At 62.4% G+C, this 13,259-nt stretch carries 12 protein-coding genes; 8 read left to right on the top strand and 4 right to left on the bottom strand.

The window, feature by feature from the left end; all coding sequences use genetic code 11:
• Positions 1-5: 5 nt before the first annotated feature.
• Positions 6-905 carry a LysR family transcriptional regulator gene (locus tag DIE21_RS18700; RefSeq protein WP_124499102.1) on the bottom strand — a complete coding sequence of 300 codons (900 nt, stop codon included), beginning with the start codon at positions 903-905 and terminating at the stop codon, positions 6-8.
• Between the two features lie 429 nt (positions 906-1,334).
• On the opposite strand from DIE21_RS18700, the gene DIE21_RS18695 reads away from it, so the two are divergent.
• The 6 genes from DIE21_RS18695 (at position 1,335) to DIE21_RS18670 (ending at position 7,972) form a co-directional block, all read left to right on the top strand.
• Positions 1,335-2,282, top strand: a complete 948-nt coding sequence (locus DIE21_RS18695) for a fumarylacetoacetate hydrolase family protein (protein WP_124499101.1) — start codon at positions 1,335-1,337, stop codon at positions 2,280-2,282.
• Positions 2,283-2,304: 22 nt separating this feature from the next.
• Positions 2,305-2,811, top strand: a complete 507-nt coding sequence (locus tag DIE21_RS18690; protein WP_260426756.1) for a VOC family protein — start codon at positions 2,305-2,307, stop codon at positions 2,809-2,811.
• A gap of 29 nt (positions 2,812-2,840) precedes the next feature.
• The gene (locus tag DIE21_RS18685; protein ID WP_124499100.1) at positions 2,841-3,905 is read left to right on the top strand and encodes a CDP-6-deoxy-delta-3,4-glucoseen reductase; all 1,065 of its coding nucleotides are present in this window, start codon (positions 2,841-2,843) and stop codon (positions 3,903-3,905) included.
• A gap of 283 nt (positions 3,906-4,188) precedes the next feature.
• Positions 4,189-5,373: an OmpP1/FadL family transporter gene (locus DIE21_RS18680; RefSeq protein WP_124499099.1), complete on the top strand. Its 1,185-nt coding sequence runs from the start codon at positions 4,189-4,191 to the stop codon at positions 5,371-5,373.
• Positions 5,374-5,840: 467 nt separating this feature from the next.
• Positions 5,841-6,893, top strand: a complete 1,053-nt coding sequence (locus tag DIE21_RS18675) for a proline racemase family protein (RefSeq protein WP_124499098.1) — start codon at positions 5,841-5,843, stop codon at positions 6,891-6,893.
• Positions 6,894-7,000: 107 nt separating this feature from the next.
• Complete coding sequence (locus DIE21_RS18670; RefSeq protein ID WP_124499097.1) at positions 7,001-7,972, top strand: Ldh family oxidoreductase; 972 nt, start codon at positions 7,001-7,003, stop codon at positions 7,970-7,972.
• 91 nt (positions 7,973-8,063) lie between these two features.
• On the opposite strand, the gene DIE21_RS18665 is transcribed toward DIE21_RS18670, so the two are convergent.
• From DIE21_RS18665 to DIE21_RS18655, 3 genes are all read right to left on the bottom strand, one after another.
• A complete protein-coding gene (locus DIE21_RS18665) occupies positions 8,064-8,993 on the bottom strand; it encodes a DMT family transporter (RefSeq protein ID WP_124499096.1) in 930 nt (309 codons plus the stop codon).
• Between the two features lie 48 nt (positions 8,994-9,041).
• On the bottom strand, positions 9,042-9,239 hold the full coding sequence (locus DIE21_RS18660) for a 4-oxalocrotonate tautomerase family protein (protein ID WP_124499095.1): 198 nt from the start codon (positions 9,237-9,239) through the stop codon (positions 9,042-9,044).
• A 272-nt stretch (positions 9,240-9,511) separates the two neighbouring features.
• A complete protein-coding gene (locus tag DIE21_RS18655; RefSeq protein ID WP_124499094.1) occupies positions 9,512-10,432 on the bottom strand; it encodes a LysR substrate-binding domain-containing protein in 921 nt (306 codons plus the stop codon).
• A 335-nt stretch (positions 10,433-10,767) separates the two neighbouring features.
• Here DIE21_RS18655 and DIE21_RS18650 point away from each other — a divergent pair, with 335 nt between their 5' ends.
• Both DIE21_RS18650 and DIE21_RS18645 read left to right on the top strand, forming a co-directional pair.
• A complete protein-coding gene (locus DIE21_RS18650; protein WP_124499093.1) occupies positions 10,768-12,027 on the top strand; it encodes an SRPBCC family protein in 1,260 nt (419 codons plus the stop codon).
• Positions 12,028-12,035: 8 nt separating this feature from the next.
• Positions 12,036-13,187, top strand: a complete 1,152-nt coding sequence (locus tag DIE21_RS18645) for a hybrid-cluster NAD(P)-dependent oxidoreductase (RefSeq protein WP_124499092.1) — start codon at positions 12,036-12,038, stop codon at positions 13,185-13,187.
• Positions 13,188-13,259 lie beyond the last annotated feature (72 nt).

The following is a 13,259-nucleotide window of genomic DNA, read 5'->3' as shown; positions in this document are numbered from 1 at the left end:
GCCGATCATTCCGACAGCGTCGACGTCAATTTGGTCGCCGCAAACTTCGTCAACGCCTTGACCGCGACCGACAGATGGCGACGACTCGAATAGACGACCCAGGCGCCGCCCTGGTCGTGCCGATATTCAGGCAACACGCGAATCAGTTTCCCGGCCGCCAGGTCTTCGGAGATGGCGGCGAACGGTAACAGCGCGATGCCCAGCCCCAGCCGCGCGGCATGCAATTGACTGCGCGCCGTGCTGGAATGAAAGCGGCCCTTGACCGTCACCTCGCACGGGCCGTTTGGACCTTCGAGGCGCCAGCGCATCTGCGAATCCAGCGTTGGCGCACCGATGCATTCGTGTTCGGCCAGCTCTTCGAGGGTCCGCGGGGTGCTGGTTCTGCTCAGGTACGCCGGGCTTGCAACGAGATACTGATAGGTATTGCCGAGTCGCTGCGCAACGAGGCTTGAATCCTGCATGGGCCCAACGCGAAACGCCAGGTCGATGGAATCCGCGATGATGTCGACGCGCTCGTCGGTCAACAGGAAATCCAGATGCACCTGCGGATAGAGCGCGAGAAAATCGGCGACGTTTTCGATCTTGAAGTAATCGAAGAAATCCGCCGGCGCGGTCACGCGCACTGTGCCGCGCGGTTCGAGGACGGAGTCCGACACCTCGAGGCGGGCGCGGTCGATATCGTCGATGCTGGATGAGCAACTCTCGTAAAACTGTCGCCCCGCAGTGGTGAGGCTGAGCTTGCGCGTCGAACGTTGAAGCAGGCGCGTGCCAAGTTCTTCTTCGAGATGCTGAACGCGTCGGCTGACGGTGTTGGGAGGAATTTCCAGGCGGCGTCCGGCTTCCGCGAAACTGCCCGCGCGAACAGAATGGACGAAGAGGGAAACGTTGTTGAGATCGATGCCCATCGCACTCACATAGGGACAGATAATTCAAAATTATAACGATGTCTCAGCCATCCTCTCCATCGGGAATCACACGTAGAGGAGCCGGACTTCGTCGAAAGCGAAAGCGTGCGGTCGAAAAATTCCCGCCGTACCGTGGCCGCGATTCCCTCCGTGTGCGGACGACAGAAGTACAGATTGACTCGCTACTCAAGCATTCGACAGCGATCCATACTTGAATCAGATCGAGTCGTTACATTGATACGGAACGGATCAGCTGTCCGGAGACGTATCGATGATGATGGTTCGTATAACGATATATCGATCATTTCGCTTGCAATGACGACGCATTCAGCGTTTCCGCGATGCCGGCGGAAGCGGGTCTGATGAACAACGGGCCGACGGCGATGTATCGGAATCGGGAAGCGTCAAACGTACTTCAACGGAGTAGCCGTGCAATCTAATTACAAGGTGGTCACATATTCCACGGATTCGCTGTCCGCTCGAGCCGGGATCGTCATCGACGAATCGGTGTTCGACGCCGAATCCATTCTCGCCGGCGAAGCCGCCAGCGGTGCAGGCCTGTCGGTGCAGGCGTTGCTCGAAAGCTGGTCGGACCATAGCCGGAAACTGTCGGCGTATGCGTCGGGCACGGAAGTGCCGCACGCAGACGCGGTGCCGCTTCCGAACGTGCGGCTCTGGGCACCGCTGCCGCAGCCGGGCACGATCTATTGCGCCGGCGCCAACTATCGCGACCACGTGGAGGAAATGAGCAAGGCGCTCAACCATCCGATGCCCGACGATTTGCGCGCCTATTTCGGTGCGCCGTGGTTCTTCATCAAACCGTCGCGGAGTTGCGTGGTCGGCCCGCACGCACGAACGAAGCACCCGGAGCATGCGGCTACGGTGGACTGGGAGGCCGAACTGGCTGTGGTGATCGGCAAGCCGGCGCGTAACGTGTCGGCGGAGGATGCATTGCAGTACGTGGCCGGTTACACGATCGCCAACGATCTGTCCGCACGTGATCTGATGCGTCGTCCGCAGATGCCGGGCGGCACGCCGTTCCATTACGACTGGACGTCGCACAAGGCTTTCGAGGGCGCCTGTCCGATGGGGCCGTGGATCGTTCCCGCGGACCAGGTCGACGATCCTCAATCGATCGGCATTCGCCTGAGCGTCAACGGCGTACGCAAACAGGATTCGAACACGAGTCAGATGATCTTCTCGCTCGCCGAGCAGATCGCGCACCTGTCGAAGGCCGTCACGCTGAATCCGGGCGACGTGATCCTGACTGGCACGCCGGCCGGCGTGGGTGCCGCTACACGGGAATTTCTCGCGGCGGGGGATCGCGTTCGAGTCGAAATCGACGGGCTGGGCGTGCTCGAAACCAGCATCGCTTGACCGTCGAGGCGAGGAGGAAGTCATGAGCTATATCAGGGAAATCGTCCCGGACGCGCATGCGGATCCGAAGACGGAAACCTCGGTCATCAAGCCTTACGTGATGTCGCACGGTACGCTCGAATGCCGCGAGCTCGCGACGTCCCGAAAGTTCTACGAGGAATTTCTCGGCCTCGAGGTCGTTCAACACTCGCCGGTGTCGATGGCGTTGAGGTGCGGGTTCAAGTTCCACATCGTATGCGTGGAAGTCGGCAGCGAGGTTCACTCGATGAGTTTTCTCACGCACTGGGGCATCGATGTGAGTTCGCGCGAGGAAGTTGATGCGGCGCATGAAGCGGCACAACGACTCAAGGAAACGTACGGTATCCAGAACACCACGAACCCCGTCGAACAGCACGGTGTGTATTCGTTCTATCTTCAGGACAGGGACAACAACTGGTGGGAAGTGCAGTACTACGCCGGCGGATTCCAGCATGAAGACATGTTCGATTTCGGCGACCGTTACGACTCGTCCATGACGCTGACGGCATAGGCCAGGCTGGACGCGGAGCGAGACAAATCATGGAAGCGACTACCAGAACGATTACGCTGGTCCCGAGCGGACACACCTTCGACGTCGCGCCGGGCGAAAGCATTCTCGGTGCCGGCATCAAGGCAGGGCGAAGTCTGCCCTACAGCTGCAAGACAGGCATCTGCCGAGGGTGCCGCGCACGTGTTCGTAAAGGAACGATAAGTCACGGCGAAACCGCGATCGGATACCTCAGCATGCCGGAGCGAGAGCAGGGCTACGCGTTGCTGTGCCAGGCGTCCCCGGAAACCGATTGCGAAGTCGAGGTCGACGAGCTGGACGACATGACCGGCATTCGACCGCGTGTCGTTCCGTGCCGGGTCATCGGTATGTCCCGCCTGGCGCCCGACGTCATGGGGCTGCGCCTGCGTTTGCCGATGAACGAGAAGATGCGCTTTCTCGCCGGGCAGTACGTGGACATTCTGACGGCCGATGGAAGGCGCCGAAGCTACTCGATTGCGACCGATCCGGGTATCGAAGGCGTCGTGGAAATCGAGCTGCACTTGCGGCACGTGTCGGGCGGCAGCTTCACCGACCATGTCTTCACGTCGATGAAAATGCGCGACCTGCTGCGTTTCGAAGGTCCGCTAGGTACGTTCCATCTGCGTGAAGACAGTACGAAGCCGATCGTGATGCTGGCGAGCGGAACAGGGATGGCGCCAATCCTCGCCATGCTTCGCTACGCATTGCGCAAGGAGATTCATCGCACGCGGCCGATTACGGTTTACTGGGGCGGCCGGACCCGCGCGGACCTCTATCTGCTCGATGAGCTGAACGATCTGGCCGGCCAGCATGAGGGCCTGACGTTTGTGCCGGTGTTGTCCGATCCGACGACGGCGTGCGGCTGGCAGGGACGCGTCGGGTTGGTCCATCACGCGGTGATGGACGATTGCAAGGTCATGCTCGCGGACGCGCAGGTATATGCATGCGGCGCACCCGTCATGGTTGATGCCGCGCGGCGCGATTTTGTCGAAGCGTGCGGATTGCCCGAGCAGGCCTTCTTCGCGGATTCGTTCGTTTCTGAAGCTGACCGCGTGCGGAGTGCGGCGGCCGGTTGAGGCCTTCTGTTGTTGCTTCTGCGTCGCGACGTTCCGGTTTGCGGTGCGGGAGGCATTGGCAGAGTCGCGCCGTATGCATTCCGGTATCGACTCGCCAATCAGAAGCATTGACGGCACCCTCGGCCGGAATTTCATGGCGCCGGCCTTTCTCTTCCAGCTTGAGAATAATCGTGCCGCTCGGCGAGCGAATCAATAAGGAGATTTCTATCTGCTCATGAATCAGGTTTGGATGTTTTTATAAATACTAAAAATACAATTATGAGCTAAATACAAAGGAGACGTTGTGGAGAAGGAGAGATTTGGTGGAGTGACAAGGTGCGCCGTGTTCGCCGGCGTATTGGCGTTATTTTCCGCGTCCGCTCAGGCGACGAACGGGAATTTGATGACAGGGTACGGATTTTCGGCCGCCAGCATGGGCGGCGCGTCAATCGGGTTGCCGCAGGATGCGCTGGGTGGGGCGAACAATCCGGCGGGAATGGCATACGTGGGAACACGCTTTGACGTCGATATGGCGTTCTTCCATGGCTATTCCGATGCAACTTATGGTTTTACCGGAAACACGCAGTCGACCCACGTCAACACGCCAATGCCGGAATTGGGTGTCAACTATGAAGTTACGCCAAAGCTGACGCTCGGGGTGTCGATGTATGGTGCGGGAGAGAAAACCGAATATGGTCGGCCGACATTGCCGCTACCTGGCGTTCTCGATGCCAAATCGTATCTGCTTCAACTCAACGTCGCGTCTACCATAACCTACAAGATCACGCCCACGCTTGCAGTAGGTGCATCGGTGATCGGTGGTTTCGAGCAATTCCGGGTCAGCGGATTCGTGGTGCCCGGGGCCTCCGGGGCCCTCCAGCCGGTGCCGAGCCACGGAACTGCAACGGCATACGGTATCGGTGGCGCGCTCGGCGTCTTATGGAAACCCGTTTCCAGGCTGTCGGTTGGCGCGAGCTACTATACAAAAATGCGCTACGGGCGCTTGTCCGGATACGCGGACGACGTTCTTCTCAAGTATGGCGGGCATATTGACGGGCCGGAACGGTATGGCGTCGGGATCGCGTTCGAACCGTTCGATCGCTTCAAGGTTGCCTTCGACTGGTTGCATATCAACTGGAGCACCGTGGCGGCCTTGGCCGATCCGGCGACGTTCGGATGGCGCAACCAGAACGTCTATCGTGTTGGCGTTTCTTACGCGTTGGGATCCAAATGGGTGCTCATGGCAGGCTACAGCCATGCGAATTCGCACGTCGACACCGACCATACGCTCGCTGCGTTCTTTAGCCCCGCGGTTTCCGAGCAGGCCGTGACCTTGGGTGCCACTTATCACGTCGATTCGAAGAACGACGTATCGTTTGGTCTCGAGCATACGATACCGAGAACGATGATCGGAACAGGACCGAGCACCGGCACGAACCTGAAAGTCGGCTATGACTTCTTCCGTCTCGCCTACTCGCATCGATTTTGATGCATCCATGGATCGATCGCGTCGAACGCCGGAATCGGAAGAAACGATACGCACGTTCGATAAGTCTTGAATACGTATGCGCCGCCAGCGGGGAATGGCGGCGCATATCGTTAACCCTCGCCACTGCTGCCGACGGATGATTCCTGGATGGTGCCGGGTATTCCGTCGTTTCGCCGCGCGGACGCGACTTCCGCGATCGACTGGATCGAGGTAACGACACCGTGTGTTCGCGACCGTCGGAGCACTTCCACCGGTTGCCTAAGCGCCGCTTATGATCAGCACAACCCGGGCTAAATCAGATCGGTCGGTCACTCGACCGGAGTAAGTTGCCTCATCGGACCGACGACCATGACCAGGACGGTCAGGGCCGTCCGGTCGCAGGGGCGACGTTGCGCGGTGCACGGAGACGTTCGCGCAACGCCGAGCACGATCATAGTCGGTAAAGAACGTAGGCAATCAGGAAGATCATGACCTTCAAGCGCACTTTCCATGCCGTCGAGACTCACTCCGGTGAGCCGATGCGCGTGATCACCGGTGGCGTTCCCCATATCCCGGGCAACACGGTCTACGAGCAGATGAAGTGGCTCGAGCAGAACGACGACCAGATCCGCATGCTGATGCTGCGTGAGCCGCGCGGCTATCCTCCGCTCTGCTGCAACCTGGTGGTGCCGGCAAAGCATCCGGATGCGGCGGCGGGGTACATCATCATGGAGCAGGTCGAATATCCGGTGATGAGCGGCGGCAACACCATTTCGGTTGCAACCGTGCTGCTGGAAACCGGGATGATCCCGATGCAGGAGCCCGTGACCGAGTTCCAGCTCGAAGCGCCGGCGGGACTGATCGGCATCCGGGCCGAATGCAGCAACGGCAAGGTCACGTCGGTCACTTTCAAGAACGTGCCGGCGTTTGCCGCCCACATCGAGAAAGTCATCGACGTGCCGCATCTCGGCAAGGTCACCGTGGACGTGGGCTGGGGCGGCATGTTCTACGTGATCGCCGACGTTCGCCAGTTCAAGGGCCTCGAGCTGAAGCCCGAGCACGGTCGGGAAATCACCCGGGTCTCCGCGCTGATCCTGAAGGCAGCGCAGGAGCAGCTGCCCGTCGCGCATCCGCATTATCCGGGATACGGCATCACGATCGCGCAACTGTCAGGTCCGACGGAAAATCCGAACGCGGACTGGAAGAACGCCGTCACGGTGGCCAGCGGGGCAATCGACTTCGACAATCCGGCGACGTGGACTGGCGCCATCGACCGGTGCCCGTGCGGAACGGGCACGTCTGCGAAGATGGCCACCCTTCATGCCAAGGGCCAACTGGACCTGAACCAGCCATTCCGGCACGAAGGCGTGCTGGGAACCGTGTTCACGGGCAACCTCGTCGAGCGGGCCAGCGTCGGCGATATCCAGGCTGTCGTGCCGACGATCTCCGGCCGCTCGTGGATCTACGGCTACAACACCTATGTGCTCGATCCCGACGATCCGTTCGTCAACGGCTTTACGATGGGCGACATCTGGGCATGACACAGGGCGGCCTGGCAGGCCATCGATCGACAGGACAGGCAGGCATGCGGGCGACCCGGGCACCTCGAAACGGCTCGGGTCGTCCATTGCATTTGGGGGGATAGACGATGAAATACGAGCGTGAAGCAGCGCGGCAGGTAGCATTCGACGCAATCAAGGCGGTGGGTGCGAACGATGCGATCGCGCATTCGCTCGCCGAGGCCGTGATATCGGCTGAACTGGCCGGCAGCAAGGCGGTGGGCTTTGCCCACCTTCCGGATTACCTGGATGGTTTCGCGAAAGGCAGGATTGCCGCGAGTGCCGAGCCGGAAGTGAGTTTTCCGGCCCTGGCGGCGGTGCGGGTCGATGCACGCGGCGGGATTGCGCAACTGGCCTATGACCGCGTGTTCGACGAACTCGTCGACCGGGCGAAGACTTACGGCGTTGTCACGCTCGCCGTGTCGAACAGCTTCACCGTCGGCGAACTCGGCTACTACACGCGCCGACTGGCGGAGTCGGGCCTGGTCGCGCTCGGCACCTGCAATGCGACGGCGCAGATGACCACGCTGGAGAGCGGCAAGGCCGTGTTCGGAACCAATCCGGTGTCGTTCGCCGCGCCGGTTGCGAACGAGCGGCCGTTCGTGATCGACCAGGCATCGAGCGCGACCGCATTCGTCAACGTGCGCAAGGCCGCGGAAACGGGCGAGGCGATTCCCGACGGATGGGCGGTGGACGGGCAAGGCCTGCCGACCACGGACGCGCGCGCGGCGATCAGCGGCCTGCTGTTGCCGTCCGGCGGCGCACGCGGCGCCAACATCGCGATGATGATGGAGATCCTGGCTGCGGGCGTAACCGGCGCCAACTGGTCGATGGACGCGCCGCCTTACGCGCGAGGGAGCGAGACGCCGGGCGTCGGGCTTTTCGTCGTGGCCGTGAAGGCCGATGTGTTCGCCGGCGATTTCGAAGCGCGCCTGGCCGCGCAGATCGCAAGGCTGGCGCAAGCCGGCGTGCGGATTCCGGGCAGTCACATCAAGGTGCGCGAGATCGACGTGCCGGACGACGTCATGAACCGGGTCCGTGCGCTCGGATCGGCCGGCTGAGCCGTAGGCCGCCCCGGCTCGCGGGGCGGCAGAACGCGCGGGCAGTCGTAGTCAGTCGTCGATCCGGTTGCGCTGCAACGCTGCATTGACGTCACTCGGCGGGCGCAGCACCCCGGATGAATCGCGACTGCTGCCGCGTGCGGTACTGGCGACCTGCTTCGAGCATGGCGATGCTGCCAAGAATGAGGACGGCGGCCATGATCTCCGCCAGTCCTGCTGCTTCACCGGTGCTCCACCCGATGAGCAGCGCGACCACGGGCGTGATGTACACGGCGCCCGCAGCCGCCACGGCGCCGAGTTTCTGCAGCAGGTAGTAATACAGAATAAATGCCGAGCCGGTGCCGAGCAGCCCGAGTCCGATCACGATCCCGGCCGTCGCACGGCTGTCCTCGAAGATCCGCCCGATGCCGTGGACGTCGGTCAGTGCGGCAAGCATCAGCAACGCGACGCCCATCTGCCAGGTCACGATGGCCAGCGGCGCGAGGCCGGTCGGCGACAGGAAGCGCCGGGCGTAGATGTACGAAAATCCGAAGAGGGCCGACCCGGCCATCATCCATGCGATGCCCGCCAGGCTGATGGCGTCGCCATTGCCCATGCCCGCCCACGGCCGCGCGATCAGCACGATGCCTGCCATGCCCAGCGCGACACCGTATTGCGTCAGGCGGTTCATCTTCTCGTTGCGCAGGAACAGGCCCGATGCCAACGACGTGAAGAGGGTTGACGATCCGCCCAGCACGCCGGCAATGCCGGACGGGAGCAGCGTCGTCCCCTGTGCCATCGCGAAGTAGGGGAACGCCGCGGCCAGCGCGGCCATCACGGCGAAATGATGCAGGTAACGTATCTGGCCGAGCCGGACCGCGCGCTGATGCCACGCGAGCGCGGCCAACGGCGCGAAACCGAACACGACGCGCAGCAGCGATATCTGGCCCGGGCTGATGAAAGCCCCTGCCCATTTCATGTACACGAAATTGGACCCCCAGAACACGCCGAGGAGGACGAAGGCGCAATAGGTTCGTATCAAGATGGTTCCGGTCCGGCGGGTTGGCGATCGACGCGGGTGCGCTTCTCGTTATGCGGGGCGCGATTGTTCGGCGCAAAGCTCGCCCGCGATTGCCCAGTCGCTGGCAGGAACGTCCTCGAAGATGACGAAGGTGTGCCTGGGTTCGATCCCGGCATGGCGCAGCAGGCTCTCCGTGATGTCGGCCGCGACGGCCTTCTTGGCGGACGCTTCCTTGCCCGCGAGCCAACTGACGCGAACGACCGGCATGGGTATCTCCTTTCTGAAGCAGATGGTTATTGATCGCGGCGCAGCACCGGCCTGGCGCCGGCGCGCATTTTCAGGCCAGTATCGAAAGAACGACAAGGCCGGTCAACGGACTATATTTTCCGCGTCGCATTACATCAGGTTATGGGAGCAAAACCGCAGGCAACGACGGCAATGCGACGCGGTGAATGCGCGCACGCGGGACGAAGTCGACCGGCGTCACGGACGCGATGCCGGTCGATCGACGAAGGGTGTGGAAGGTCGAACGACGCCGTTCAGCGAACCGGGAGATCCTCGCGCAACCAGTCGATCAACTGGTTGACCGCGGGTGTGATCGAGCGGCCGTGAGGCACGACGACGAAATAGGCGTCGCTCATCTTGCAGGACGCGACCGACAGACGGACCAGCTCGCCGGTCGCCAGCAGGTCATGCACCATCCGGCTCCAGCCGAGTGCGACCCCTTGCCCGTATCGCGCCGCCTGGACGGCGTCGGTGTAGAGGCTGCAGCGCAGCACGTAGTTCAACCGGCTCGGGCGGTGGCCCACCGAGTGGAACCATGCGTCCCAGCCCATCCATCCCTCGTAGGTCGAATCGGATTCGACGAGCGGCAGCGCGGCAAGCGCCTGGAGCGATTCCGGCATGCCGTTTTCCTCGAGGAAGCGCGGCGAGCAGACCGGAAACACTTCCTCGTCGAACAGGAGGATCGACGTGCCGTCCGCCCACCGGCCGTCGCCATAGCGCACCGCAACATCGACTTCGACATGCCGGAGGTCGGCCGTGAACATCTGGGTGGTCAGCCGCAGCTGCAACGGGGGATTCAGTTGCTTGAGCTTGGGAAGCCGCGGCAGCAGCCGGAATTGCGCGAACGGCGCGGTCGACGCGAGGACGAGTTCCTGCTGCTCGGCGCCGGTCGACAGGCGATCGAATACACCGGCGATCTTCTGCATGGATTCGGCCACCGTCAGGTACAGCATTTCGCCCTCGCTCGTCAGCGCGATCGAGCGATGCAGGCGATGAAAGAGCCGGACGTTCAGCGTTTCCTCGAGGAACCGTACTTGCCGGCTCACGGCCGCCTGCGTCACACCCAGTTCGGTCGCGGCAAGCGTGAAGCTCGCCAGGCGCGCGACCGCCTCGAACTCGACCAGCGCCGTCAACGACGGGACGATGCGTCGATACCCTTTGGTTCGTTTTGTCATGTTCATCAGGTTGGTGTCATGCGGGGGGCAGGCTCGCGGCCGGACGGAGCACGGCCAGCGGAAATCCCGTGGCCGCGCAGCATCGACCGACGCGCCGGCGCGACATCCTGTGCTGACAAATTGCAGGGGTCAAGCCGGTGCGTCGCGGTCGCCGGAAGACGCCGGATGCCTTGCGGGACAGTCGAATCAGGGTAAATCAGGACGGGGCAAAGGTCGCATAACTTAAAGTAATGCGAAGCAGAAAATAAGGCGCGTTGACGCTACAAATTGCCACTCCAATACTTCCGCCAAAGCGCAATACAAGCATTGCGAAAATCAACCCATTGGAGGAGTACATGTCCGCGATCCCGCTCAAGACCCACCGCGAGTTGCTCGACAGCCGCAAGCCCGGACACGGGATGCCGGCCGAGCTGTTTGGCCGTCAGGACGTGTTCGAGACGGACGTCGAAGTCTTCTTCGAGAAGCTGTGGATCTTCGTTGCCGTGACGGCCGACGTTCCGGAGCCCGGCGACGTCTACGCGGTGGATATCGGCAAGTCGTCGATCCTGATCGTGCGCGATGACGACGAGAACATCCGCGCGTACCGCAACGTCTGCCGGCATCGCGGCGCACGCCTGATGAAGGGCGGTGCAAAGGCGACCGTCGGCATGGTGGTGTGTCCGTACCACCAGTGGACGTACGACCTGGACGGCAGCCTGAAACATGCGACCCACATGGGCAAGGAATTCGACACGACATGCCGGAGCCTGATCCCGGTGCACGTCAAGGTGGTCGGCGCGCATGTGTTCGTTTGCCTCGCCGACGAGGCGCCGGAGGATTTCTCGACGCTCGAGACGGTGATGGCGCCGCGCTTCGCGCCGCACGACATGCAGCGCACGAAGATCGCGCACGAGATGACGATCGTCGAGAACGGCAACTGGAAACTCGTGATAGAGAACAATCGCGAGTGCTATCACTGCGGCGGCACGCATCCCGAGCTCACGCAGTCGTTCCTTGCGCACGACTTCGGCTTCTGCCCGGACGGGCAGAGCGAGGAATCGCTGCGCGATTACGACGAATACCTTGCGCACAATGCCGCCCGCAAGGAAGAGTGGGAAGGGGCAGGCTATATCTGCGAGGCGTTCGAGTCGCTCGACGAGAGTGTCGACACGAACTTCCGTTCGCAGCGGCTCGTCATTGCCGGTGCCTGCGAATCGCAGACGATGGATACGAAGGTGGCGTGCACGAAGCTGCTCGGCGGTCTGGCGCGTCGCGATCTGGGCGATGTCCATATGTGGACCCATCACTCGTGGACCCACGTGATGAGCGATCACGCGGTGGTCGCAACCATCCTGCCGATCGCGCCGGACAAGACGGTGGTGCGAACCGTGTGGCTGGTGCACGCGGATGCGATCGAAGGTGTCGACTACGACCTGAAGACGCTGACGGAAGTGTGGGATGCCACGACGCGTCAGGATGCGGATCTGGTTGCGATCACGCATAGCGGCACGCAGGACCCGGCCTATGTTCCCGGCCCGTACTCGACCTACACGGAAGCCGCGCTCGATCAGTTCGCACGCTGGTACGACGCACGCCTGAAGGCTCACGGAATCTGAGTTTCGCCATGACTGTCAGAGAGAATTTTTGCGTGCCCGGATCGGCTGCGGAAGCACGGGATCGTTTCTCGGACCCCGGCACCTGGGAGCGCGCGGAGCAGCAATGGTCCAGCGGCGAACGCAAGACGCTGGTGTGCTGCAGGGTGCGTGCCGAAACGCACGACGTCCGGACGTTCGTGTTCCGTGCGAAAGACGGCCAGGCCTTCAGCTTCGAGCCCGGCCAGTTCATCACCGTATCGGCCGACATCGGCGGCGCGCCGGTCAGCCGCTGCTACACGATCTCGTCGCCGCCGACGCGGCCGTACACGTTGACGATCACGGTCAAGCGCACGCCCGGCGGGATCATGTCGAACTGGTTGCACGACACCATGCGGCCTGGGGTCGAACTGGATGCGTTCGGTCCGTCCGGCATCTTCACGCCGGCCTGCGCGCCGGCCGTGAAGATGCTGTACCTGTCCGCCGGCTCGGGCGTGACGCCGCTGATGTCGATGACGCGCGCGGCGATCGACCTCGGCCTGAATCTCGATATCGTGTTCGTTCACAGTGCGAGAACGCCCGACGACATCATCTTTCGCGACGAGTTGAACCGGCTGCGCGAAGACGCGGACCATCTCCAGGTGGTTCACGTGTGCGAAGCGCTGGGGACCGAGGCTGGCTGGAGCGGCCCGATCGGCAGGCTGAGCGTCGAACTCCTGCGCCAGTCCGTGCCGGACTATCGCGACCGCGAGGTGTTTACCTGCGGCCCGTCGGGCTATATGAACGCCGTCAGGGATCTCCTCGTTCAGGGCGGTCACGACCCGGCCCGCTACCATCAGGAAAGCTTCAACTTTGCCGAAACGGTGGCGCCGCTTGAGGACGTTGCCGAGGCATCCGGCAACGCGGAGCAAGGGGCGGACGGCACCTATACGGTCCGGCTGGCCAAGTCGGGAAAGACGTTCGCGATGAATGCGTCGGAGACGGTGCTCGCCGCCGCACGCAAGAACGGCGTCGCGTTGCCGTCCTCGTGCAGCCAGGGCATTTGCGGCACGTGCAAGACCGCGGTGCTCGAAGGGTCCGTCGACATGCATCACAACGGCGGCATTCGTCAGCGGGAAATCGACAAGGGCCTGCGTCTGATGTGCTGCAGCCGGCCGACGTCGGATCTCGTGCTGGATCTGTAGTCCGCGCCGGACCTTCGGGTTCCGGTTTCCCCGCCTTCGGTCGGGCAACGTCCCGGGCAGCTTCGCCACGAA

It is taken from the genome of Burkholderia sp. Bp9140 (assembly GCF_003853425.1).
Lineage (GTDB): Bacteria > Pseudomonadota > Gammaproteobacteria > Burkholderiales > Burkholderiaceae > Burkholderia.
The sequence above is the reverse complement of the archived record's forward strand: the minus strand, read 5'-3'. Positions and strand labels throughout refer to the sequence as shown.

Coding starts and splice junctions, on each gene's coding strand:
- DIE21_RS18700 (WP_124499102.1), bottom strand. CDS start 905: ATGGGCATCGATCTCAACAACGTTTCCCTCTTCGTCCATTCTGTTCGC.
- DIE21_RS18690 (WP_260426756.1), top strand. CDS start 2,305: ATGAGCTATATCAGGGAAATCGTCCCGGACGCGCATGCGGATCCGAAG.
- DIE21_RS18685 (WP_124499100.1), top strand. CDS start 2,841: ATGGAAGCGACTACCAGAACGATTACGCTGGTCCCGAGCGGACACACC.
- DIE21_RS18675 (WP_124499098.1), top strand. CDS start 5,841: ATGACCTTCAAGCGCACTTTCCATGCCGTCGAGACTCACTCCGGTGAG.
- DIE21_RS18670 (WP_124499097.1), top strand. CDS start 7,001: ATGAAATACGAGCGTGAAGCAGCGCGGCAGGTAGCATTCGACGCAATC.
- DIE21_RS18660 (WP_124499095.1), bottom strand. CDS start 9,239: ATGCCGGTCGTTCGCGTCAGTTGGCTCGCGGGCAAGGAAGCGTCCGCC.
- DIE21_RS18655 (WP_124499094.1), bottom strand. CDS start 10,432: ATGACAAAACGAACCAAAGGGTATCGACGCATCGTCCCGTCGTTGACG.
- DIE21_RS18650 (WP_124499093.1), top strand. CDS start 10,768: ATGTCCGCGATCCCGCTCAAGACCCACCGCGAGTTGCTCGACAGCCGC.
- DIE21_RS18645 (WP_124499092.1), top strand. CDS start 12,036: ATGACTGTCAGAGAGAATTTTTGCGTGCCCGGATCGGCTGCGGAAGCA.